This is a genomic window from Pseudoalteromonas espejiana DSM 9414, from assembly GCF_002221525.1.
GTDB lineage: Bacteria > Pseudomonadota > Gammaproteobacteria > Enterobacterales > Alteromonadaceae > Pseudoalteromonas > Pseudoalteromonas espejiana.
In genome coordinates, this window is the sequence record NZ_CP011028.1 from 2468167 (window position 1) to 2491725 (window position 23559).

Here is a 23559-nt window from a genome sequence, read left to right on the forward strand (position 1 = left end):
CTAATAGTTAAATTCCCTTGTAAGCAACTAAACTGTTGATTATAGTCTGTGTTAAATCTAATAACGTTTAAGCCAATGCCCACTAAGATCTATGCAAAAGCCAAAATACTGATAGTTGAAGAGCAACCACTAGCTCAAAGCTATATGAAACAGTCGCTGGAAAGGCTTGGCTTTCGGCAATTGCACTTTGCCGATCATGCAATTTCGGCAAAAGAACAATGCTTAGCTGAGCAATTTGACTTAATTGTTTGCTCGTTTAATTTAAGCAAGCATCAAGATGGCTACCAACTTTATGAAGAGCTGCGTGTTAAGCAGCTTATAAAAAACTCCACCGCATTTATTTTTATTTCCGCTGAAACCAGTGGCGCGCTTGTACACAGTGTTTTAGAGCTTCAGCCAGACGACTTTTTAGTCAAGCCATTTACAGTACAAGAACTAAAAACACGCATAGAACGAATTTTAAAACGTAAAAATGAGCTACAGAGCATTTATACGCTTATAGATGATGGCAACGACTCAAAGGCCATAAAAATAATAGATGCTGCACTGAATAAAAAAAACAACATATACAGCCCTATCCTACTTCGCCTAAAAGGAGATGCCTTACTAAGGCTTAATCGCAGTGAAGAAGCAAAAGACTTTTTCACATCGGTTCTCGATATACAAAAATTTGCGTGGGCAAAGGTTGGTTTAGTTGAGGCTTTAATTGCAAATAACGAGCATATACTCGCGCAGCGCATGTTAAAAACCATGCTAGAACGCCACGAAACTAGGTTAGTGGCGCTAGATTTGCTCGGGCGCTTGGAGATAAAACTAAATCAATTTGAACTCGCACAGGACTTTTTGAGCCAAGCGGTAGATATTGCGCCGCGCAATATACAAAGGCAAAAATCATTAAGTAATGTGTCGTTAATCAATCACGATTACGAAAAAAGTTATTTAACGCAAAAAGAAATAGCCAGCTACGCGCGCCATTCTATTCACGACAGTCCAGACATATACCTAAACGCTGCTCGAGCCGGTATCGACTTTGCACTAACAACCGATCAGACAGATCAAATACAGCGTATTTCTCGTCAAACTAATAAATATATTAATGATTTAAAGTTACAGTTTCCAAATAATGCTAACCAATCACAAATTGATGTGCTTAATGCTCGATTACATTATTTAAAAGATGAACACCAAAAAGCAAAGCGCTTAATAGAACAATTAGATGATGACGATGCGTTAATCCGCTCAGTTGATGGCGCACTCGATAAAGCAAAAGCGTTTCATGAATTAGGCTTTCATCAAAAAGCCCAGGCACTTTTTAGCCAAATAATAAGCCACTGTGAGCGCCACCCTAATATGAGCGACACCACATACCTGCGTTATATTCAACAACAACAAATTGAACGTCGTGATATTAAAATGGGCCCAAAAGAGCTTAATAACCATGCAGTTACCCAGTTTAATAAAGGCCAACTTAACACTGCCTTGGAGGCGTTTACGCAAGCATTTAGAGTGATGCCGCGAAACCCAAGCATTGCACTTAATTTGTTACAGTGTTTATTTGATTCAAGCAAACAAAAGGGCGGCACTTTTAACATGGTAATTGCTAAAAAATGCTACGCCCTTTTGAGTAAATCGTCACTACAGCCTGATCAATCTCAGCGCTTAGATAAGCTTTTATATATGGCTAAAGAATTAAAGCTCGATATTCAAAGCCCTGATAAATAAATTTTATAACTTTTTCATTGCAGCCGCATTTACACAATAACGTAGCCCAGTAGGTGCTGGCCCATCAGGAAAAATATGCCCTAAATGCGCATCACACACATTACACACCACTTCAACACGCTGCATACCATGGCTTGAGTCATTCACATAGCCAATGGCTTCTATTGTTGCAGGCTGTGTAAATGAAGGCCAGCCGGTACCACTATCAAACTTCTCATCAGCGTCAAACAATAAGTTATTGCAACACACACACGCATATTTACCTGGCTCTAAAAGCGTACAGCTTGATGAACTGTGAGGGCGCTCAGTGCCTTTATTACGTGTAACGTAATACTGCTCATCAGTTAGCATTGCTTGCCATTGCGCATCTGTTTTTACAACCTTTTCGCTAGGCGTAGGGTTGCCATTGTTGGCAAAATTTATAACATCATTCCAAGTGAGCATAATAGCCTCCTTCGGTATTAATAAGTGATTAGGGTCTGTTGATCTTTTAAGGTTAAATTTACAGCAGTCTGTTTGGTATTTAGGCAAGGCAGAGCCTATGCAGTGTGGTTATTCCCCATAATTGGGCGATAACGTAGCATTAAGGCCAAACAGGCGCTGCCCACCGGGTTCTTCCTAGGGGCTATTTACTCTTTGTTGCTCAGTTTTTACTTAGCCCACTAGGTTACAAACCTCGCGCCGCGATTAAACAGCCCCTAGTTGAACAAACTTTAATCCACAAAGTTCAACAGACCCTAACTAAAGCGAATTGTTTGCTTTTCTTGCTCTGAAAGTATGCGCTTCATGTAGGTTTCAATATCATTTTTTTGTGCGGGTAAACTTACGCTAAATTGGCGCTCGTTATTACTGTGAATAATAAGCTCATCATCTTTACTTTCTATATGTTCAATACTGCCAATTACAAGCCATTGCGGACCAAACTTTTTATCAAAAAAGCCTGCTAAACTAAATAGCATTAAATGTTGAGGGTCACGCTGAATAAAATTATCAAGCGTATTACGTTGCTTAAACATTGGCGTAAGCCTATAACAACACGAACAAAAAACAAAAAACCATACCCCTAATACGGCTTTAAACCAAATGTGATCAGTTAACACACCGCTCAATGCTAATGCACAGAGTATTAGCCCTATAAGCGTGACCACAATCGCTATTTTTTTATTAATGGCGTCCATTAACTATCCTTTATTAAGTGGCTTTTTATCACCGGCTTTTTCGGTAGGTTCAGGCCAATCGTTAAAAAACACGGTTAAATACCGACTCTTAGCCAAATACCACAGCACCCAAAGCACAATAACCATTTGCACAGCTAAAAACAGTGAAAACCGATAATGACTATGTGCGGCCTGAATAGTTAACCAACTTAAATCAATTAATGCGCACAGTATTAACGGCCAGCGCATATAACGCCAGAGTTTTGCTAATCGTTCACTTTGCTTGTGTGAATCGCGAGGCCGCCTTAAACAAAATAAGAACGTAGGTACAATTGCAATTGCACCTATCGTAATGGCAACAAAAAAGTCGTTTTTTGATTTAAAAAATAACGACATTAAATCAAGTTCAGGCCTGCGACTTAGTGCTGCAATTACCCAAATAAAATATGAGCGCAGCAACACTAATATACTTAAATGAAATGCAATAGGCGTACGGTAGCTTCCGTATTTGTCCCAGTACTCTGGCCCGTATCGACTCATAGTGGCTACCCTAAGCGTTATATTTATCGAACAAAGCAATTAAGTCTTCTTCGGTTAATATTTCAATGCCTAGGTCTTGTGCTTTAGTAAGTTTAGAGCCTGCTTTTTCTCCTGCTACTAACGCATCGGTTTTAGCGGATACACTGCCCGCTACCTTTGCACCTAATTGCTGTAAGCGCGCTTTAGCATCATTACGATTTAATGTGTTTAATGTACCTGTAAGTACATAGGTAAGCCCAGCTAATGGCTGTTCATCTTCTGAGGGAGCACTAAGCGCAGGCCAATTAACCCCTTGTTCTATTAACGCATTTACAACATCAACATTGTGCTGCTCATCAAAAAAGCCGCGAACGTGAGTCGCTACAATAGCGCCTACATCACTTACTTGCGTTAAGCTATCTATGCTAGCATTTGTAACTTCTTCAAGGGTTAAAAAGTGATTCGCTAAGTTTTGCGCTGTGGCTTCGCCTACTTCCCTAATGCCTAAAGAGTACAAAAATTTAGCAAGCGTGGTGGCCTTTGCATCTTCAAGTGCAGCCACTAAATTTTTAGCCGATTTAGGCCCCATACGCTCAAGTGATTCAAAATGGCCTTGTTTTAAAATAAACAAATCTGCAGGCGTTTTAACCAGCTCTCTATCGACTAATTGGTCAACTATTTTATCGCCTAGGCCGTCAACATCTAGCGCTTTGCGTGAGGCAAAGTGCTTAATAGCCTGTTTGCGCTGCGCCGGGCATACAAGGCCGCCAGTACAACGGGCGACAGCTTCACCTTCCACCTTTTCTACGTGGGAGTCACAAATTGGACACGTTTTAGGAAACTCAATATCGCGGGCATCATCAGGGCGGCGCTCAAGCACCACTTGTGTAATTTGTGGAATTACGTCGCCAGCACGGCGAATAATAACAGTATCACCTACTTTTACACCTAAACGAGCAATTTCATCACCATTATGAAGTGTCGCATTTGATACCGTAACACCGCCAACAAATACGGGCTCTAAGCGAGCAACCGGTGTTATTGCGCCTGTTCGGCCAACTTGAAACTCTACATCGAGTAATTGAGTTACTTCTTCTTGCGCCGGAAATTTATACGCAATAGCCCAACGTGGAGCACGCGCAACGAACCCTAAACGCTCTTGTAAGGCTTTTTCATTTATTTTTATTACTACGCCATCAATTTCATATTTAAGCTCGCCACGGCGCGTTAGTATATCGCTGTAATATTCAAGTGCGGCTTGAGTGCCTTCTACCAATTTAGTTTCTGGGCAAAGGGGTAATCCCCAATCGGTTAATTTAGCTAATTGCTGGTAATGATCCTCAGGAATGCTGCCATCGGCAACCAAACCTGTGCTGTATGCATAAAACATCAGCGGGCGTTTAGCGGTAATTTTCGAATCAAGCTGACGCAAACTTCCAGCTGCCGCATTACGTGGGTTTACAAATACTTTTTCGCCGCGTTTTTGTGCTTCGGCGTTTAACTTATCAAACCCTGCACTATCCATAAAGACTTCGCCACGCACTTCAAGCTCTGCAGGGTAATCACCGCGCAGCTTTAATGGCACATTACGAATTGTTTTTACGTTTTGGGTAATGTTTTCACCGGTAAATCCATCCCCTCGTGTTGCTGCTTGTACTAAAACGCCATCACGGTAAATAATAGATACCGCTAAGCCATCGAGTTTTGGCTCACAGCAAAAAGTAAGTTCACCGGTACTCATTAAGCGCTCTTTTATACGACGATTAAATGCACTAAACTCATCTTCGCTAAAGGCATTATCAAGCGAGAGCATGGGTACTTGGTGCGCCACCTGCTCAAATTTACTCAGTGCTGCCCCACCTACTTTTTGTGTTGGCGAATCGGGTGTTAAAAATTCTGGATTTTCTATCTCAAGGGCGCTTAGTTCGCGTAATAATCGGTCGTATTCTGCATCAGGAATACTGGGTGTATCAAGCACATAATAGTTATAGTTGTGCTGCTCTAAAGTACTACGAAGATGATTAATTTGCTCACTAATGCTGCTAGACATTTAAACCTCAAAAAACATAAAAAAAGCCACTTTAAGTTAAGTGGCTTAATAAAAATAATATGTACGCTATACCTTTACGGTTATTTACGCAGAAAACGCACGTACCTGTTCAACATATTGGCGAACACGGTCAACGGTCATTTCTTCGCGCTCTGCATCTAAAATTTGTGCACCAAACTCATCCGCAATTTTTTTAGCGGCGCTGTGCAACATGTTAAAGGCAGCTAAGCCATCGCCTTCACATGGTAAAGTCATAAATAAGCTAACCCCTGCGGTACTAAATTGTTCCATATTATCAATATCGAACGTACCTGGGTTATACATATTTACTAATCTAAATAACACTGGGCCTTGGCCTGCAGGGTCAATATGACGATTAAAAAAGCCTTCTTCTGAGTATTTAAAACCAAGCGTATTAACCGCCGGTAATAATTTACTGCCTTGCATACTTAGCCCTTCTGGCATTTGTATATGTACAATAACAAAGTCTGATACATCAGCTGGTGTGTCTTTTTCAGCCTCTGGTTCTTCTTGCTCTGGCTCTTGTACTACTTGAAGGTCATCTTCAATAGGTATTTCTGGCACGCTTGTATCTATTTGCGGCTCACTAGCATCAAAATTAAGCTCACCAAATTGCGGTTCATCACGCTGGGTAACAACCGGCTCTTTAGGTTCAACTGGTGTATGCGAAGGTGTATCTTGCATTGGTTCAACCCGCTCAGTAGGTGCTACCTCTGGGCTGTCTTTTTTTCTAACTGACCATAAACCGTGTACTAATAAGCCACCTATGACAAATACACTGATCACAATTAAAACCAATCTTAGTTCTTCGGCCATCCCCTCACCTTTTATTATTTGTTATGCCTAAATCCGTGTATTAATAAATACTAATACGCTTAAATTATACTTTTATGTGTGTGCAAGTTGCACTGCTTGTTCTATATCTACAGCAACCATCCGCGAAACACCTGGCTCCGCCATAGTAACACCCGTTAAACGCCCAGCCATTTCCATGGCAATTTTATTATGACTAATATAAATAAATTGCACGGATTGTGACATTTCTTCAACCAAACGGCAAAAGCGTACTACATTGGCATCATCTAGCGGTGCATCTACTTCGTCAAGCATACAGAATGGAGCTGGATTGAGCCTGAATATAGAAAACACCAATGATAATGCGGTCAGCGCTTTTTCTCCACCACTTAACAGGTGAATTGTTGAATTTTTCTTACCTGGCGGTCGTGCCATTATACTAACACCACTTTCGAGTAAATCGTCACTGGTTAATTCTAAATACGCGCTACCCCCGCCAAATACTTTAGGAAACAGCTCTGCAAAGTCATCATTTACTTGCTCAAACGTTGCCTTAAAGCGCGTTTTAGTTTCAAAGTCTATTTTGCGAATAGCCCCTTCAAGGGTATTTAACGCTTTGGTTAAATCTTCTAGCTGATTATCTAGGTAATCACTTCGCTCTTTTGCTTGTTCGAATTCGTCAATTGCGGCTAAATTAACCGCTCCTAGTTTTTCTAACTGATTAGAAAATCCTGTTAATTGGTTTTGCGCAGCACTTAAGCTAAGTGACTCTGGCAATGTTTCTAATACGCTTTTTAAACTTTGGCTTAATTCTTCAAGCGGTTCGAGTGCTGCATCCGCTTTTATCAGTAAGCTTTGCTCTTCAATACTTAATTTTTGATGCTGCTCTTGCAAACCTACAAGCTCGCCTTGTGAATTTTTAAGGCTAGCTTGTTTGGTTGTTAAGCTTTGCTTTGCATCGTTTAGCTTAGCTTGTAAGCTGGTTAAGCGCGCCTCGCCTTGCTGATGCTTTACTAAAAGCGCTGCAATTCGCTCTTTTAGTTCTAGCTCAGGGATTAATAACTCTTCTATTTGCTCGAGTAACTCCTGCGCACCTTCGCTTGCACTTACGTGTTCTTGTTCAGCATGATTAAGCTTTGTTTGACTTAATTGCCATTCACTTTGCGCCTTTTGCTCATTTAAAGTCGCTTGGTGCGCCTTGGTTTTATATTGCTCAAGTGTGGCTACTGCGTTACTGCACTTAGCATCGTTTTGCGTACGTAATGTATTTGCGGCCTCAAGCTCTGCGGTTAAATTATGTAACTGCAATTGTACTGATTCAAGTACTTGGGTTTGCTCGTTCTTCGTTTGCAATAATGCTGACTGTTTCAGGCTCACTTGCTTATGTTGCAGGCTAAGCTTTTCTAGCTGTAGAAGGTAATCTGCCACTTGCTCTTTAAGCATTTCGCTACGAGTTGTAGCAACGGCAATATTTTGTGCAAGTTGATGAATAGCTTCTTTAAATGTATTTAACTGTGCTGTTAATTGTGTTTGCAAAGCTTTGTGTTCGTTTAATTGCTGCTTTGAGCTTTGTAGCACTTGCTGAGATTTTAGTAACAGTGCTGTTTTTTCTTTTAATTGTTTATATTTTAAAAGCTGAGAGTTTTCGGCGCTCTTATTTGCACTCGCATGCCAATTTCGCGCATGCATTGCGCCAGTTTTATCCATAACCGCAATATAAAACTCATCATTTAAAAGCGTTAAGTCGGCGTTTTCACTATAACCTATACGCATAAGTAAATCAGGGTAAACGCCACGTGTTATAAGCGCTGCTAAACTGCTTTTAGGTGCTTTTTTTTCACTTTTCCACACGCTATTGGTACTTGACGACTGCGCTACATTTAAATGATCAAGCGTTTGTAATGCTTGTTCAACTAAGTGCTCATACCCAGGTTTTACCTCTAACTGTTTAAATAAGCTTTGGTTTTTTGCGCCTTGCTCTTCAAGGCCTAAACTACTATTTAACCCTGCAATACTTGCTTTTAATTCATTAACGCTTTGCAGGTTTTGCTGATAATCAAGCGCTGCCTGCTCAACTAAATCGGTTTGTTCATTTAGTTCTGCGCTGCAATGAGATTGTGCTGTTTGCTTACTGGCAAGCTCTTGCGTAAGTGCCTGCTTATGCTGTTTTTGCTCTGCTAGCTGCTGTTCTAAATCGCTATTTTTAAGCTCGTTAATTTGCGCAGTTAACTGGTTAAGCTGCGTATTTATATGTTCGAGCGCTTGCTCAGTTTGATTAATATTATTTTGCTGAGTTTGAACTTTGATTGTTTGCTCGCGCTGCTTGAGATCTAGTGCCTGCCACGTGCTTGTATGCGTGTTTTTTTCATCCGTTAGGATTGCTAACGTTTGTGTGAGCTCATTGACTTGCTCGCTGTACTCTAGGCTATGCTCTGCGGCCTCTTGCAAAGCATTATTTAGTTGTTCACAAACATTTTGCTGCTGAGCTTTTAATTCTAAACTTTGGGTTTGACGCAGTTCTAATTTTATAAGGTTTTGCTTAAGTGTTTGTGTTTGTTGCTTAATGTTTATTTGCTGTTGCTCTGCCCGGGTTAGCTCGGTGTGCATTGCATGCTGTTGCTGCTGCGCTTCGTTAAGCGAGTCTTGCTCTGCGTTTACTTGCGCCTCAAGGCTTGCAAGTACATCGTCATGACCAGAATGTGCCGTTTTAAAAAACGTAATTTGCTCATTGAGCTTTTTAATTTGCGCGCTTTTTTCAAGCTGTTGCTGGTTAAGCTTTTGCCACTTTAATACCGCAATTTGGCTTTTTAAAGTGCGCTCTTTTGCTTTTAGTTCTCGGTATTTTTTGGCATCAACCGACTGCACAGCAAGTTTATCAAGCTGAGTTTGCAGCTCTTTGCGCACATCGAGCAGGCGCTCTAGGTTTTCGCGGGTGCTTTTTATTCGAGTTTGAGTTTCGCGGCGGCGCTCTTTGTATTTAGACACACCAGCGGCTTCTTCTAAAAATACGCGCAGCTCTTGGGGTTTACTCTCAATTAGGCGCGAGATCATCCCCTGCTCTATAATTGCGTAACTACGCGGCCCAAGGCCTGTGCCTAAAAATATATCGGTAATATCGCGCTTACGGCATTTGCTGCCGTTTAAAAAGTACAGCGATTGCCCATCGCGAGTCACTAATCGCTTAATAGCTATTTGGTTGCGATCGGCAAATGTATTGGGTAAGTCACCTTGGGTGTTATCAAAAATAAGCTCTACAGAGGCTTGCGAAATGGCTTTGCGGTTAGTTGAACCATTAAAAATAACATCGGTCATGGCATCGCCACGCAAATTCTTAGCGGAACTTTCGCCTAGCACCCATCGCACTGCATCAATAACGTTAGATTTGCCGCAGCCATTAGGGCCAACAACACACGTCATTTGATCAGGAAATGGAATTTTAGTGGGCTCTACAAACGATTTAAAGCCCGCTAATTTAATGGTGCTTAAGCGCATCTTATTGTTATTACCGATTATTATTGTTATTAGTTACAAACAATTTAACTTATAAATGATTAAAAAGTTAAGCTTGGCGTTTAAAGTTATCTAAAATTATACCTGTGGCCATTGCCACGTTAAGCGACTCTGCGCCACCAAACGCCGGTATCGTTATTTTGTCGCTCACTAAATTTGCGCATTGTTCACGTATACCATGCGATTCACTACCCATTAGTAGTACGCCTTCGCCATTAAATTGTGTTTTATGCACACTTTGCCCATCTAAAAATGCACCATATATTGGCATATTTAATGTTTTTAAGTATTCAGGCAAGTCTACTTGGCTTACCGATACTCTAACAAACGAGCCCATTGTGGCACTAATGGTTTTAGGGTTGTAGGCATCGGCGCTGTCGGTGCTAGTGACAATATGTTTAATACCGTACCAATCGGCAACACGAATAATAGTACCTAAATTACCGGGATCAGATACGCCATCAAGGGCTAGTATTAAGCCGCTATTGTTAGGTAGGTCGGCCGTTGGCATATTAACTACGGCAATTGCTGCGTTATTACTAACTAAGGTACTCGCTTTAGTTAGCGACTCCTCTTCAGCTTGCGTAAAATTCACACCTGAAAACTGGCTTTGATGAGTATTTATAAACGCCTGCGTAGCAAAAATATCGACCGCTTTTAATGGGCTGTTTAGTAACTCAAGTACGTTTTTTTCACCTTGTACAAGGTATTGATTATATTGCTTTCGGTACTTTTTTTGGCCAAGTTGGCGAATAAGCTTGAGTTGGTTTTTTGAAATCATAACAGCCCCATAAAATTATCGCCTTAGTATACCAGAGATGATTTAAAGTGCAGCACTGCATATACTAAAACACACTGCTTTAGCGCTTATTAAACATTGAGCTTTGCACCAAATTTAGGTAAATTAACAAAAAAACAACATGGATATAATTTTAATGGAATCAATACACCCTACTCCCCCAGAAACAAGCCCACCAGCAAACGAGCAAGCAACCCCTATTTTTAGTGGTAAAGTACAGTTTAGCGGCAAAGGCGGTGAGTTTTTTGGTATTTGGATAGTCAATATTTTACTCAGTGTACTTACTTTAGGTATTTACTCTGCATGGGCAAAGGTGCGCACAATGCGTTACTTTTATGGCCACACTCGCGTTGACGGACACAGCTTTGACTACTTAGCAACACCCATGCAAATTTTAAAAGGCCGTATTTTAGCGGTTATTGTATTTTTAATTTACACCTTTGGGAGCAGCTTTTTCCCTATAATAGGCTTACTCTTTGCGGTTGCTTTTATATTTTTAATGCCGTGGATTATTAACCAAGGCCTGCGCTTTAATATGCGTATGACCCGTCATCGTAATGTGCGTTTTTCGTTTAAAGGCAATTACGGCGAAGCCTTTGTTAACTTTATACTGTTACCTATAGCCAGTATTTTTACGCTTTATTTGTTGATGCCGTATGTTTTAAAACGTATCGACAGTTACATACATAGCAATATTAGTTACGGCGATACACCATTAACAGTTAACCTAAAAGGTGAAACATACTACTTAACAGCGCTTATTTGTTTTGTGGTGAGCTCTATCACTATGGTGATTTTTATGGCTATTTTAGGCTTGTTTGGGCTTGATTTGCTCAATGTAGAAAATCAACAAAACATGCAAGACCCTGCAGCCATGACACTCATGTTTGGTGCACTAATGGTCGCTTACGTATTTATGATTGCGATAGTAACCGCTGTTTGGGCTGCGGCTATTCGTAATCATATTTTTGATAACAGCCAATTTGAAGACGTAGCGTCATTTAAATCACAGCTTAGGCCTATTCCTTTTGCCATATTACTATTAACAAATATGCTGGCCATTGTGTTTTCTTTAGGGCTTGCCTACCCGTGGACCAAAGTGCGTACATCTAAAATGCTTGCCGAGGTTACAACCGTTAATATTTACCCAAGTGCACTAAATTTAGTGGATACCGCACAGCAAGAGCAGTCATCGTTTGCTGAAGAAGCAGCCAATGTATTTGATATTGATTTATCGCTAACCTAAGAGCTTACTATGCACGTACAGGGACATTACTTCCCCAAAGCATCAAGTAATTATCAACATGGTGTCGCTAATATTAGCGACACCTTGGTTGAAATTAGCCATGATGACCAGCTTATTTCAAGCTATGCAATAAACGATATAACACTCACCTCTGGCCTTGCCGGGCTTGCTGATGAACTGCGTTTTAATGATGGCAGTCGCTTCATTCCAAGTGATGTAAATTATCGCTGGCCTTTTAAAACCGATAAGCACGACCTACTCGAGCGCCTTGAAAAAAGTAAATGGGCTATTTTAGCTGCCATTATTTTTACACCGCTGTTTATGTGGTTAATGCTTTATAAAGTTGTGCCTGCTATTGCTGTTTACAGTGTTGATACCCTGCCACGCAGTGTAGTAGAGCAAATGGGTGAGCAAAGTTTTACCTTAATTGAAAAACTAGCCCTTGATGAAAGCGAGCTGCCTATTGAGCAACAAGATAAAGTACAGCAACACTTTAATACCATACTTAATGAACTTTCGCTTGAGCCATCGGTTTATAGGTTATCGTTTTATAAATCAGAGAGCTTTGGTGCTAATGCGTTTGCAATGCCCCATGGGCGTATTGTAGTCACTGATGAATTAGCTAATTTACTTGCAGATAAACCAGACGCGTTAAAAGCCGTGTTACTGCACGAAATTGGCCATGTTGTTCACCAACATAGTGTACGTATGACTGCCCAATCAGCAGCCAGCACCATTGTACTTGCGGTTATATTTGGCGATTTAGAAGGTATAGCAGAAGTAGCGCTTGGCACTGGGGCTACGTTTGCGCAGCAGGGTTTTTCGCGTGATATGGAGCGTGAGGCAGATAGCTATGCCCTCATTCAACTTGAGCATTTAGGTTATTCAAGCAATGATTTTGCCGATGCCATACAAGCGCTACAAAGCGCGCACACAAGCGAAAATGAGCATATTGAAAAGGTAAATAATTTACTCGAATATTTATCAAGCCACCCAAGTGCACAAGAACGGATTGATAATGCCAGAAAGTAGCTTGCTAAATACTTGGCACTTCTAAAATAAAAAGGTATCCCAGTGCATACCTTTTTGTAGTACTTAACTTATTACGTTAGTACTTATTTTTATGTGTCCACAAATGCAATAACTCGCTCGCAATGGTTGCTGCGGCAATAGCGGTAAGCTCGCTTTGGTCGTACGACGGTGATACCTCTACTACATCCATACCCACCATATTTATGCCTTTAAGCGCTCGCAATATTTTAAGCACTTTATCAGATGTTAAACCGCCGCACACGGGAGTACCTGTGCCTGGTGCAAATGCCGGGTCTAAACAATCTATATCAAACGTTAAGTAAACGGGTAAGTCGCCTACTCGCTCACGTATTTGCGCTGCTATTTCATTGGCATGTAAATCGTTAGCTTGCATTGCATCAATCACTGCAAATTCATGCTTTGATTGGTCAAAGTCGGTACGAATACCAATTTGTATACTGTGCTCTACATCAATCAGCCCTTCCATAGGCGCATGATAAAACATAGTGCCGTGATCAAAACGTGAGCCATTGCTGTATGTATCAGTGTGCGCATCAAAATGAACCAAGGCCATTTTGCCATGTATCTTTGCATGCGCCCGCAATAGCGGAAGCGTTACAAAGTGATCGCCCCCAAGGCCTAACAGCGTTGCACCTTGGCGAAGTATTTGCTCTGCGGCCATTTCTAGCTGCGCAGTAAAATACTCAGGATCACCTACCGGATAAGTAAAGTCCCCTGCATCTGCAACGCTTAAACGCTCAAACAAAGGAAATTCCCACGGGTATTTAGTGTCTTCCCAGGCTAAATGTACCGACGCTCTGCGAATGGCATCTGGCCCTAAGCGAGCACCAGGGCGGCCCGATGTGGCTAAATCAAACGGTAAGCCTAGTACAACGACATCTGCATCAATGGCATTAATATTTTGCACCATAGGACGACGTAAAAACGTCATCCCGTTTGAATACAATGAGTGGTCAACATGACCAAACAAGCTAGACATTGCTTATAACTCTTCTAAATAAGTGTAGCCATTAAGGCCGCTTTGCAACTCGTCTAGAACGCTTTGCTGTTCATTTTTATCTATTTTTGCAGACACTAACTGCGCGTACGACTGCTGAAAGCTCTCAACATCTAAATGTACATAACGCATCATATCGGCCACCGTATCGCCCTGATTTATTTCGCTGATACTGGCAACGCCTTGCTCATCCATATTGATAATGGCGCTGTGTGTATCGCCAAATAAATTATGCATGTCTCCTAAAATTTCTTGGTATGCACCCACTAAGAAAAAGCCCATTAAGTAAGGTTTATCGGCACTGTACTCAGGCACGGGTAATGTGCTTTCAATGCCTTGGCCATCAACATAGTGCTCAAGAGCGCCGTCTGAATCACAGGTTATATCAAGTAACACAGCACGTTTTTTTGGTGCTTCGGTTAAGCCACTTAATGGCAATACCGGAAACACTTGATCAATCCCCCACGCATCAGGCAATGATTGAAAAAGCGAAAAGTTTACAAAAAACTTATCGGCTAAACGCGCATTTAACTCGTCAATAATCGGGCGATGAAAACGGTTTTTGTTATCCATGTGTTTGTTAAGCTCATAACAAATACGTAAGTTAACTTGCTCTGCCCACGCGCGCTGCGTTAAATCTAAAAGCCCCAGTGCAAACTGGTTATGCGCCTCTGCTAAATCGCCTTGGCTATCGTGATAAATTTCAATCAGTGCACGGTCGTCAGTTAAATCAGTTAGCTGCACAAACGAGGCCCACATATTATTTAATAAAAGCGGTGCATCATCTGCAGGCGATTTTAGCTGCTCTGGTACATAGCTTTCTGTGCCTATCACGTTTGAGATAAGTACAGCATGGTGCGCCGTTAGTGCACGCCCCGACTCAGAAATAATAGTCGGCATTGGCTGCGCGTACTGCTTACAGGTGTCGCCTATGGTATACACAATGTTATTTGCATACTCAGCTAAGCTGTAGTTCATTGAGTTATGAGATTGGCTGCGCGTACCATCGTAATCAATCGCTAAACCGCCCCCTACATCTAAGCACTCAATGCTTGCACCTAATTTACGTAACTCACAGTAAAAACGTGCGGCCTCGCTTACACCTAAACGCACATCGCGAATGTTTGCCATTTGCGAGCCTAAGTGAAAATGCACAAGTTGCATTAAATCAAGCTGGCCTGCGTCTTTTAAGCGGTTAACCACATGCAGTACTTGCGACGCTGATAAACCAAATTTAGATTTTTCGCCGCCACTTGCTTGCCACTTACCTTTGCCTTGCGATGCTAAACGTACACGAATACCAATACGTGGTTTAACATTTAGCGCTTTTGCTTGGCTAAGCACCATGTCGAGCTCAGAAAGCTTTTCAAGCACTATGTAAACTTTGTGGCCTAGCTTTTCGCCAATAAGTGCTAAGCGTACATATTCTTTGTCTTTGTAGCCATTACATACAATCACTGCACTGGTTTTTTCTGCCATTGCGAGCACGGTTAATAGCTCTGGTTTGCTGCCCGCCTCTAGGCCTAATTGTTTTTTTTCTAATTCAGCTTGGCTTGCTACTATTTCTTCAACTACTTCGCGTTGTTGGTTTACTTTAATTGGGTAAACTAATAAGTAATCTTTTGGGTAACCATAGTTTTCAATCGCGGTATTAAACGCGCCACATAAACTGTGCACACGATGATGTAAAATTTGTGGAAAGCGCACTAAAGCCGGTAAGCTTAAGCCTTTTTCTTCTAGCTGCTTTGCGATATCTGTTAATGCAATAGTTTGCTCTGGGGCGTGAGCCTTTGGCGCAACATACACATCACCTTGATCATTAATACCAAAAAAACCTTGGCTCCAATGACGAACATTGTAACTCGTACGAGCTTGTTCTAGTGATGTTGTCTCTTTCATTTATCTTTCTCTTTTATTTAATGAATGCCGGTTCGGCCAAGTGCGCGCATTAAAAGAAAAATAGACTTTTAAGTCCAACAAGTATTTTTACTCGTAACGAGTGATTTTTAGTGTTGATGATAATTAACTAAAGTGGGTGGGATACTAGGGCCTGTTAATAGCCTATAAAACGAAGAAAATGTGAGTATTTAAATAAAATAGTACAACTGTACTTATTTACTATAAAATAGAACAACTGTACTTATTTGGTAAAAACATGAAGCAAATTTATTTTAATCAAAACAAACCACCAAAGTTCTCTAAGGTAACTAAAGCGGCAACCTTTGGCCTAACTAAAACATTTCCTAAGCTAAGTGCCCGCCTTGCAATGAAGGTGTTTTGTAACCCGCATAGCCGACGCCAATACGAATTTAGAACGCATATTCAACCAATAAACATAAAACTGGCTACAGAGCTTGGCGCTGCAAACCTTTATTACTTTAGCCAAGCAGAAAATACTAAAACAGTGTTTTTATCTCACGGCTGGGCCGATAGCACTAACCGCTTTACCGCTTTAATAAACGAACTGCTTGAAAAGGGCTTTAATGTTTATTCAATTGACCACATAGGTCATGGTTATTCCCATGGTAACACCTCTCATTTGTATGCTTATATGCAAGGGCTAACGGCCGCATTTGAATACTTCACTGCGCAAAAAATTACCATTAATAGAGTTGTTACCCACTCTATGGGGGGTGTTGCATTATTAAATTTAGAGCAAAAATATTTAGACCATAAAAAAATTGTAATGATTTCTGCCCCAGCACAAATTTTTGAAGCTATGTTTGCAAAAGTAAGGCAAGTGGGTATCTCTGAACTTATGCTCGAAAACATGTTAGATAAAGTATCGCAGCAGTGGGGCATTAAGTGGCAAAACCTGCACCCAGATCATTCAAAAGATAAAATAAACGAAAACATGCTATTTATACATGACAAAAATGACTCAGTAGCTGATTTTGAGGCGATAAAACTCTTAACTGATAATACGCCCGCTACGCTTGTAGCAACTGAGGAACTTGGCCATGTAAGAATTTTAAAAAGCCAATACGTGTACGATAAAATAACTGCGTTTATGGATTGATGATGAAAAAAAGTGAGAGCACTAAACTTAATATTTTACATAACGGTATGGCCTATGCCGCAGCATATGGTTTGTACAGCATATCGATAGGTAAAATAGCTGCCGTGACGAACATGTCGCGTACGGGAGTGATCTCACATTTTGCCAACAAAGAAGACATGCAAGTAGCAATACTAGCCTACACAGAAGAAGAGTTTAAAAAACAAGTTGTTGAGGCATCTATTGATGAAGATGCTTTAAAACATTTAAATAATTTTCAGCAACGATGGCTTGAGTGGCTTAGCTTTTTAGATACAGTGTCGCCAGGTCAACAAGCAAGTTGCCCTCTTATAAAAGCATCAGTGGAATTTAAAGCCAGCCCACATTGTTTAGTTAGGCAGTTTATGCAAGACCAGCATATGAAAATGATTAACTACTTAACTAAACTTGCGGTTAATTGTCAGCAACAAGGTTATTTTAATAATGCGCTAGAGCCAACAATTTTTGCTTATGAATTTTATGGCTTATACACAGGCCACGTTGTGCAAACGAGCTTAATCGATAACCCAACATTGGCAGTTACCTATAAAAAAGTAGTAAATGGTTTAATTGAGCGGTACATGAAAAAGCTATAAGTGTTGGCCTTTTGTAGCCATTAATAAAATAGCTAAGTACCTTGCAAGTATGTGTTGGAGTGTTAAAGCGCTTTAGCTAATACTAGCCAAAGCGGTTTATAAATTTTATTACTATTTATACGCTTTTAGGTGCAAAAATAATGATAGCCATACCCAGTAAGGCAACTGCCCCACCTACTAAATCCCACATTGTGAGCTTTACGCCATCAACACCCCATAACCAGAGCAATGCCACGCATATGTAAACACCGCCATACGCGGCATACACCCGTCCAGCGGCCGCTGGGTGTAACGTTAGCAACCACGCGAATAGCGCTAAACTGACTGCTGCAGGTATTAAAAGTAATATGGATTTATCTTCTTTGAGCCACAGGTAGGGTAAGTAACAGCCAATAATTTCAGCAAGGGCGGTAATAACAAATAGCGCGATAGTTTTTACTTCAAACATAAAACCTCACGTAATTAAATAGCAAGAACGCAGCAAAGCTAAGTAACAAAAAGCAGTTACTTAGCTATATAGCTTTAAGCGTGGATAATAAATCTCTTAACCACAATTTAAATTGAACAGATTATTCAGCCAAAGCCACTTCGGCCAGCTTCATTGTGCTTTCGAAAGACTTAGTACCGGCAATAAATAAACCATTATGACAAAATACAGCGTCGTTTAAGCCTGTTTCCGCTTGAAACTCTTCATCAGACAAACCAGCCCACGCTTTAGGAAGTGACTTTCTATCTTCAAATGAGCCAGGCTCTACAGGAACAGTTTGAATGATCCACTGCCCTGAATGAGATGGATAAACCATGAATAGTGCATCACTTGATAAAATATGGACTGTTTTTTTCCATGGGGTGTATTTTTCAAGCACAATGACTCTAGCATCTTCGGCAATTTCAATTGCTTTAGCAACAATTGCTTTTGCATTTACACTACCATGAGCTGAGGCAATAAAACGTGTTAGTAAACGAGCGGCAAAATCTACGGCTTCATTAAAGCACTCATCAAAGTTACCTTCTTCTTCCCATGTTGGGTTAAACATAGAGAGCGTTTGGCTAAGAGTTATTCCCTCAACGACACCTTTAACATAGCCACAATCTATAGCATCAATATTAGAAACTAAACCAGAGTCGACTCTGTCAGCCACGGCTTGGTTGTTATCACACAGTGCTAAGCCGTACTTTTTCCAAATTAAGCCAAATGACGAATACGGAGTACCGTTTTCACGCTCCCCAGCACCACCGCGCTGGTGATGATCAAACCGGCCTGTATCTGGGTTATATTCCCCGCCTACATCGACCACAATATCAGCACTTTCTATCAGTGCTTTATCACGGGTACGTATCAGTTTAAAAGAAGGTAAAACATGTTTAAGTACTGCGATACTAAACACGTCGTCGGCATGAAAATTACCACTGTGGGTTACTACTGTAATGTCGCTCATTGATTTGGGGCTACTTTTAAAAAAGATAAAAAATTCTCACTTATGAAGTGCTAAATGCAGATTAAAACTTACGTAGCGATTTTATACGAACAGAGCAACGAAAAACAGTGAAGTATTTTTTGCGCCTACACTAAAAAGGCAGGCGCGAGGGATAAATAAGCAATTTTATTTTGGCTCAGGGCTTAGACCAAGCTCCATAAATACACTTTGCGGATTATCTTGGTATGAACCAAAGCTCGCGCAGCGCTCAAAACCTAAGTCTTCATATAAGCTTATTGACTCAGTTTGTTTAGGGCCAGTTTCTAATCGGATGAGTGGAATTTTTGTTTCACCTGCATAGTGCAGCAAGTTTTGCATTATACGCCTAGAAAAACCTCTACCGCGGTGGCTAGGTTTTACATATAAGCGCCTAATTTCGCCATATAGGGCTTTATCAAACTGTTTTACTATGGCGCCGCAGGCGATAATACCGTCTTCATTTTTTAGTCCTATAGCGTAAACATTGTCTTTACTTAATTCATCTAACTTTAGAGACTGGGCTGTAGCGACGGGGTATAAAGAGTTTATGAGTCTATCGATATCTGCAAACACATTAACTACATCAGAATCCTTGGGGTTTAATTCGACTAACTGCATCTACTGTCGTCCATTTTATTATTTTGAATCGTTATAGTGGTTTCATAATATATACTTAGTACGTATGTTCCTAGTGTTGTTTGAACAAAATGTTTTAATAAGGTAAAAAAGGTTTTATTAAAACGTTAGGGTAATTTGTAACTTAGCTATTAGCTTATGCTATTAAGCTTTCTTTTTTTATATGCTGAGCGTGCCAAGTAAGGTAATTGGTTGCATCCATTGGCTTTGCAATCAAATAGCCTTGAACGTAGTCTGCATCGAGTATATTTAGCATGTCAAACTGCTCTTGTTGCTCTACCCCTTCGGCTACCACAGTTATATCTAAACTTTTTCCTAGGCTTATAATAGTGTTAACAATATTAAAACCTTTGCCTTTATCTAAAATTTTATCGATAAAACTCTTATCTATTTTTATTTCTTGTACAGGAAAGGCATTCAAATGGGCTAAACATGAGTAACCAGTACCAAAGTCATCTATAGAAAAAACAAAACCTTGCGCTTTAAGTTCAGCCATTTGCTTTATCGTGCTGTTTATATCGCCTGATAACATGGTTTCGGTGATCTCAAGTTTGATTTGTGCAGGGCTTATATTAAATTCATTAATTGTTGTGCAAAGCTCATTTTTAAGCTCAGTGGAGTTAAATTGCCTCTGAGAAATATTTATTGATACACTAAATTGTTCATCAATCATGTTTTTCGCATCGAGCTGATTTACCAGGCTGCAAATATTACGCAGCACAATAGTTTGCAATTTTTGAATTAGGCCATATTGCTCAGCAATAGGTATAAACTGATTGGGTGTTATAAGCCCTTTTGTGGGGTGCAGCCAGCGGATCAGTGCTTCAGCACCTACAAGCTTACCTTGCATGCTAATTTGTGGCTGAAAATAAGCGCAAAACTCATTGTTTATTATTGCTCTAACAATGTCGGTTTCAAGCTCCGCTTGGTTTTCAAGCAAGGTTTGTAATTTAGGATCATAAAAACTGCAGCTATTTCCACCTTTGGCTTTAGAGCGATACATTGCTGTATCTGCAAATTTTAATATGTTGTCGGTTATCGCATTTTCTTCATTTATTAAACAAATACCAATACTACAACTAACTTGAAAATCCAGTTCACCAACCGAAAATTTGTCGTTAAACACAGCCTGTATTTTTTTGGCAACTATTTCTGATTCACTACAAGCGTGCTGATTATCTTCACCAATATACTCAAGCAAAATAATAAATTCATCGCCACCCACTCTTGCCAAAGTATCAGATGCTCTGATCACTGCACTTAAACGTTTTGCTAACTCAACCAATACAACGTCACCTGCGGCGTGGCCTAACGAATCATTTATTCTTTTAAAGTTATCTAAATCTAAAAACAGTAAAGCGCCCGTTTTTTTAGTACGTTTAATACGCTCTATACACTTTGTTAAGTTGTCACTTAGCATTCTTCTATTAGGTAAACTGGTAAGTGGGTCAAAAAAGGCTAACCGCTGAACTTCTTTTTCAGCTTGTTTACGAAGGGTTACATCTCTTGCCATCCACACTATATGCCTTTGAGATGGGTTATCAGGGGTGTAATTATCAAGTGCTGCGGCCCGCCCCTCAAAGGTTATGTTTCCCGCTAAGTCATACTCAAATATTTGCATTTCATTAGTAAGCAGTGTTTTTTTGATAACGGTCATTATCATTTCAGCGTCTTTTTTAGGTAACAAATCTTGTACATTTTGACCAATCAAGCTGCTGTTTGACTCAAGTAATAAATCATCTGACATACCATAAATATCGGTATAAACACCTTCTTCATTTAGAATTAAAATCAGATCGGGCATCACTTGCGTAAATGCTTTAAATTTTTCATTACTTTTTTGTAAGTCAATAACGAGCTGCTTTGCTTTGAGTGACTCTGCGTTTTTTTCAAGCGCAATGCTAGAAAAGTGCACAAAGTAATCAATCAGTTCTAAATCTTGTTTTAGCGGCGTTTTAGGCGCGCCGTGATAAATAGCAAAAGTGCCTAAAATTTCAGAACGAGTGGAAATAATGGGTGTAGACCAACATGAATGTAACCCATAACTTTGAGCTAAATCTTTGAAGTCTTCCCAAAGCGGTGATAGGTCAATACTTTCAGCTATAACACGCGCTTTATTAAATGCAGCAGTGCCACACGAGCCAACCTTAGGTCCAATATATACGCCATTGATAGCTTTAAGGTAACCTGAAGCAATATTAGGGGCTGCTCGATGAAAAAGCTGTTCGCCAGCCAAGGAAAGAATTGAGCATCTTGCTGATTTATCATCAATAATTTGCTCTATCGCCAAACAAATATCTTCGAGTATATCGTCTAGGGCAACACCTAATGCAATTTTAGATAATATATCCTGCTGGTGAGATAATAATTGTTTGAGTCGCTCGGTATTCATACTTCACCATACATGTAGGTACTTTAAACTAGCTTAAGCACTTAAATTATATGCAGTTTATTGAAACCAATTACTGCCTTTAGTTTGTTTAATTAAGTTGAGTATAGTTAAAAACTAAAAATTTTCTGGCTTAATTATTACAGTTTTAAAAATTATCTTACTCAGTTAAAAAGGTTACACTCATCAACTAAGTAAAAGTCACTACCATCAAAGCTATATAAAACCATAGTGTTAACATTTAATCTACATAAAACCCAAAAAGTATGTGTGTTAAATTAGCTATTTAAACACTTTGTTACTTAAAAAGGCTGTTCAAAATTAGTAGGCTATTTATACTGCTAGCAATAATAAGTGTTTTTAGAGGTTACTGTGCAGATCACACAAGGTATGGAGTATTTTTTCTCTGGGTTTAAATTAATAAGCCAAAAAGGGCTTAAGCGTTTTGTGCTTATTCCATTACTAATTAATATTTTATTATTTGGTAGCTCATTATTTTTTTTATTTGGTTGGTTAAGTGATAGCTTTAGCTACATAAACAATATGCTTCCTGAGTGGTTAAGCTGGTTAGAGTGGTTAATGTGGCCTATTGCTGTTCTGGTTGTCCTATTTAGCTACAGTATGATATTTACGGTGATCACCAACTTTATTGCAGCACCGTTTAATGGGCTTCTCAGCGAAAAAGTAGAGCTTTATTTAACGGGCCAAAAAATTAATGACGATGGCTTTGCCGATATAGTAAAAGACATACCGCGTATGGTTGGCAGAGAGTGGACTAAGCTGTGTTACTACCTGCCACGCGCGATTGGATTTTTTATATTGTTATGGGTTTTACCCGTAATTGGCCAAGTTTTGTGGGTTTTATTTACTTGTTGGATGTACGCAGTGCAGTATAAGGATTTTGCCTTTGATAACCATAAAATTGGCTTTAAGCAAATGAAAGACGATTTAAAGTCAAAACAAGGCTTGTCTTACGGATTTGGTTTTGCTGTTATGCTGCTCACTGCTATTCCATTTATCAATTTAATTGTTATGCCTGTCGCTGTGTGCGGAGCCACACGTTTATGGGTTGATAACTACCGCCCTAAATATAGAGCAAGCTAATCACTTACTTTAAATTTAAAAAAAAGCACCTAAGGTGCTTTTTTTAGAGCTAAATTAGTTTAAATGCTGTGTAAGATAATTTAGCTCTTTTGGGCAACGGCGACTCGTTACTACTAAGTGGCTCAAAGTCTGTAATTAATAACGAAAATGCCTGCTTATTAAAAGTCACCGTTGTTGCTTTACCTAACGCTGCTTTAAAGGTTAATTGTTGATTAAACAGTTTTAGATCCCCACTTTCTAATTGCTCTACGTATAAATAGTGAGTGTGTGAAGGCAACTTTAACCTCACTACGTTTAGGCTACTTTGTTCTTGTACTGCCAGCCATTGGTTATTTTTAAAAAGCGTATTAAAGCGCGTTACTCCCTCTGGCTGCAATATTGAGTCATGAGTTATCAAACAACTGCTACAACCGCTAACGCGTCGTTGTTGCCAGTTAATTTTTGAACCTTTGAAATAAAGCGCGTTAGTTA

General features: G+C 40.0%; 20 protein-coding genes. 6 read left to right on the forward strand and 14 right to left on the reverse strand.

All coding sequences use genetic code 11. The features are described from left to right. Window positions 1-75 precede the first annotated feature (75 nt). Window positions 76-1722 (forward strand): response regulator, encoded by a 1647-nt coding sequence (locus PESP_RS11240; protein WP_089349157.1) that lies wholly within the window; start codon window positions 76-78, stop codon window positions 1720-1722. Window positions 1723-1725: 3 nt separating this feature from the next. Here the strand turns inward: PESP_RS11240 and msrB are convergent, their stop codons facing one another. The 7 genes from msrB to PESP_RS11280 all read right to left on the reverse strand — a co-directional run bounded on the left by msrB (window position 1726) and on the right by PESP_RS11280 (window position 10555). Further along, window positions 1726-2166, reverse strand: a complete 441-nt coding sequence (msrB, locus tag PESP_RS11245) for a peptide-methionine (R)-S-oxide reductase MsrB (RefSeq protein WP_089348103.1) — start codon at window positions 2164-2166, stop codon at window positions 1726-1728. A 293-nt stretch (window positions 2167-2459) separates the two neighbouring features. Beyond that, window positions 2460-2900: a hypothetical protein gene (locus tag PESP_RS11255; protein ID WP_089348104.1), complete on the reverse strand. Its 441-nt coding sequence runs from the start codon at window positions 2898-2900 to the stop codon at window positions 2460-2462. A gap of 3 nt (window positions 2901-2903) precedes the next feature. Continuing rightward, window positions 2904-3419 carry a DUF2919 domain-containing protein gene (locus tag PESP_RS11260; protein WP_089348105.1) on the reverse strand — a complete coding sequence of 172 codons (516 nt, stop codon included), beginning with the start codon at window positions 3417-3419 and terminating at the stop codon, window positions 2904-2906. Between the two features lie 10 nt (window positions 3420-3429). After that, window positions 3430-5448 (reverse strand): NAD-dependent DNA ligase LigA, encoded by a 2019-nt coding sequence (gene ligA / locus PESP_RS11265; protein ID WP_089348106.1) that lies wholly within the window; start codon window positions 5446-5448, stop codon window positions 3430-3432. Window positions 5449-5532: 84 nt separating this feature from the next. After that, the gene (zipA, locus tag PESP_RS11270) at window positions 5533-6285 is read right to left on the reverse strand and encodes a cell division protein ZipA (RefSeq protein WP_089348107.1); all 753 of its coding nucleotides are present in this window, start codon (window positions 6283-6285) and stop codon (window positions 5533-5535) included. Window positions 6286-6357: 72 nt separating this feature from the next. Beyond that, window positions 6358-9756 (reverse strand): chromosome segregation SMC family protein, encoded by a 3399-nt coding sequence (locus PESP_RS11275; RefSeq protein ID WP_089348108.1) that lies wholly within the window; start codon window positions 9754-9756, stop codon window positions 6358-6360. Between the two features lie 67 nt (window positions 9757-9823). After that, window positions 9824-10555 (reverse strand): RNA methyltransferase, encoded by a 732-nt coding sequence (locus tag PESP_RS11280; protein ID WP_089348109.1) that lies wholly within the window; start codon window positions 10553-10555, stop codon window positions 9824-9826. A gap of 154 nt (window positions 10556-10709) precedes the next feature. Between PESP_RS11280 and PESP_RS11285 the strand changes: the two genes are divergently transcribed. Both PESP_RS11285 and PESP_RS11290 read left to right on the forward strand, forming a co-directional pair. Continuing rightward, window positions 10710-11819: a YjgN family protein gene (locus PESP_RS11285; protein ID WP_089349158.1), complete on the forward strand. Its 1110-nt coding sequence runs from the start codon at window positions 10710-10712 to the stop codon at window positions 11817-11819. A gap of 9 nt (window positions 11820-11828) precedes the next feature. Then, window positions 11829-12851, forward strand: coding sequence for a M48 family metallopeptidase (locus PESP_RS11290; RefSeq protein WP_089348110.1), 1023 nt, complete (start codon window positions 11829-11831; stop codon window positions 12849-12851). Window positions 12852-12927: 76 nt separating this feature from the next. Here PESP_RS11290 and speB read toward each other — a convergent pair whose 3' ends face one another. Both speB and speA read right to left on the reverse strand, forming a co-directional pair. Further along, window positions 12928-13851, reverse strand: a complete 924-nt coding sequence (gene speB, locus PESP_RS11295) for an agmatinase (protein WP_089348111.1) — start codon at window positions 13849-13851, stop codon at window positions 12928-12930. A 3-nt stretch (window positions 13852-13854) separates the two neighbouring features. Continuing rightward, window positions 13855-15768, reverse strand: a complete 1914-nt coding sequence (gene speA / locus PESP_RS11300) for a biosynthetic arginine decarboxylase (RefSeq protein ID WP_089348112.1) — start codon at window positions 15766-15768, stop codon at window positions 13855-13857. Window positions 15769-16024: 256 nt separating this feature from the next. Between speA and PESP_RS11305 the strand changes: the two genes are divergently transcribed. Then, entirely contained in the window at window positions 16025-16888 is an 864-nt protein-coding gene (locus tag PESP_RS11305; RefSeq protein WP_089348113.1) for an alpha/beta hydrolase, read from the forward strand. After that, window positions 16888-17502 (forward strand): TetR/AcrR family transcriptional regulator, encoded by a 615-nt coding sequence (locus PESP_RS11310; RefSeq protein WP_164504420.1) that lies wholly within the window; start codon window positions 16888-16890, stop codon window positions 17500-17502. The genes PESP_RS11305 and PESP_RS11310 overlap by 1 nt, the downstream gene beginning before the upstream one ends. Window positions 17503-17617: 115 nt before the next feature. On the opposite strand, the gene PESP_RS11315 is transcribed toward PESP_RS11310, so the two are convergent. From PESP_RS11315 to PESP_RS11330, 4 genes are all read right to left on the reverse strand, one after another. Further along, a complete protein-coding gene (locus PESP_RS11315) occupies window positions 17618-17950 on the reverse strand; it encodes a YnfA family protein (RefSeq protein WP_089348115.1) in 333 nt (110 codons plus the stop codon). A gap of 121 nt (window positions 17951-18071) precedes the next feature. Next, window positions 18072-18941: an MYG1 family protein gene (locus tag PESP_RS11320; RefSeq protein WP_089348116.1), complete on the reverse strand. Its 870-nt coding sequence runs from the start codon at window positions 18939-18941 to the stop codon at window positions 18072-18074. A gap of 165 nt (window positions 18942-19106) precedes the next feature. Beyond that, complete coding sequence (locus PESP_RS11325; protein WP_089348117.1) at window positions 19107-19577, reverse strand: GNAT family N-acetyltransferase; 471 nt, start codon at window positions 19575-19577, stop codon at window positions 19107-19109. Between the two features lie 154 nt (window positions 19578-19731). Next, on the reverse strand, window positions 19732-21987 hold the full coding sequence (locus PESP_RS11330; RefSeq protein ID WP_089348118.1) for a sensor domain-containing phosphodiesterase: 2256 nt from the start codon (window positions 21985-21987) through the stop codon (window positions 19732-19734). Window positions 21988-22374: 387 nt separating this feature from the next. On the opposite strand from PESP_RS11330, the gene cysZ reads away from it, so the two are divergent. Next, window positions 22375-23088, forward strand: a complete 714-nt coding sequence (gene cysZ / locus PESP_RS11335; protein WP_174694395.1) for a sulfate transporter CysZ — start codon at window positions 22375-22377, stop codon at window positions 23086-23088. Window positions 23089-23137: 49 nt separating this feature from the next. Here the strand turns inward: cysZ and PESP_RS20450 are convergent, their stop codons facing one another. Beyond that, on the reverse strand, window positions 23138-23485 hold the full coding sequence (locus PESP_RS20450; RefSeq protein ID WP_147205949.1) for a hypothetical protein: 348 nt from the start codon (window positions 23483-23485) through the stop codon (window positions 23138-23140). Between the last annotated feature and the right edge of the window lie 74 nt (window positions 23486-23559).

Coding starts and splice junctions, on each gene's coding strand:
- PESP_RS11240 (WP_089349157.1), top strand. CDS start 76: ATGCCCACTAAGATCTATGCAAAAGCCAAAATACTGATAGTTGAAGAG.
- msrB (WP_089348103.1), bottom strand. CDS start 2,166: ATGCTCACTTGGAATGATGTTATAAATTTTGCCAACAATGGCAACCCT.
- PESP_RS11255 (WP_089348104.1), bottom strand. CDS start 2,900: ATGGACGCCATTAATAAAAAAATAGCGATTGTGGTCACGCTTATAGGG.
- PESP_RS11260 (WP_089348105.1), bottom strand. CDS start 3,419: ATGAGTCGATACGGGCCAGAGTACTGGGACAAATACGGAAGCTACCGT.
- ligA (WP_089348106.1), bottom strand. CDS start 5,448: ATGTCTAGCAGCATTAGTGAGCAAATTAATCATCTTCGTAGTACTTTA.
- zipA (WP_089348107.1), bottom strand. CDS start 6,285: ATGGCCGAAGAACTAAGATTGGTTTTAATTGTGATCAGTGTATTTGTC.
- PESP_RS11275 (WP_089348108.1), bottom strand. CDS start 9,756: ATGCGCTTAAGCACCATTAAATTAGCGGGCTTTAAATCGTTTGTAGAG.
- PESP_RS11280 (WP_089348109.1), bottom strand. CDS start 10,555: ATGATTTCAAAAAACCAACTCAAGCTTATTCGCCAACTTGGCCAAAAA.
- PESP_RS11285 (WP_089349158.1), top strand. CDS start 10,710: ATGGAATCAATACACCCTACTCCCCCAGAAACAAGCCCACCAGCAAAC.
- PESP_RS11290 (WP_089348110.1), top strand. CDS start 11,829: ATGCACGTACAGGGACATTACTTCCCCAAAGCATCAAGTAATTATCAA.
- speB (WP_089348111.1), bottom strand. CDS start 13,851: ATGTCTAGCTTGTTTGGTCATGTTGACCACTCATTGTATTCAAACGGG.
- speA (WP_089348112.1), bottom strand. CDS start 15,768: ATGAAAGAGACAACATCACTAGAACAAGCTCGTACGAGTTACAATGTT.
- PESP_RS11305 (WP_089348113.1), top strand. CDS start 16,025: ATGAAGCAAATTTATTTTAATCAAAACAAACCACCAAAGTTCTCTAAG.
- PESP_RS11310 (WP_164504420.1), top strand. CDS start 16,888: ATGATGAAAAAAAGTGAGAGCACTAAACTTAATATTTTACATAACGGT.
- PESP_RS11315 (WP_089348115.1), bottom strand. CDS start 17,950: ATGTTTGAAGTAAAAACTATCGCGCTATTTGTTATTACCGCCCTTGCT.
- PESP_RS11320 (WP_089348116.1), bottom strand. CDS start 18,941: ATGAGCGACATTACAGTAGTAACCCACAGTGGTAATTTTCATGCCGAC.
- PESP_RS11325 (WP_089348117.1), bottom strand. CDS start 19,577: ATGCAGTTAGTCGAATTAAACCCCAAGGATTCTGATGTAGTTAATGTG.
- PESP_RS11330 (WP_089348118.1), bottom strand. CDS start 21,987: ATGAATACCGAGCGACTCAAACAATTATTATCTCACCAGCAGGATATA.
- cysZ (WP_174694395.1), top strand. CDS start 22,375: ATGGAGTATTTTTTCTCTGGGTTTAAATTAATAAGCCAAAAAGGGCTT.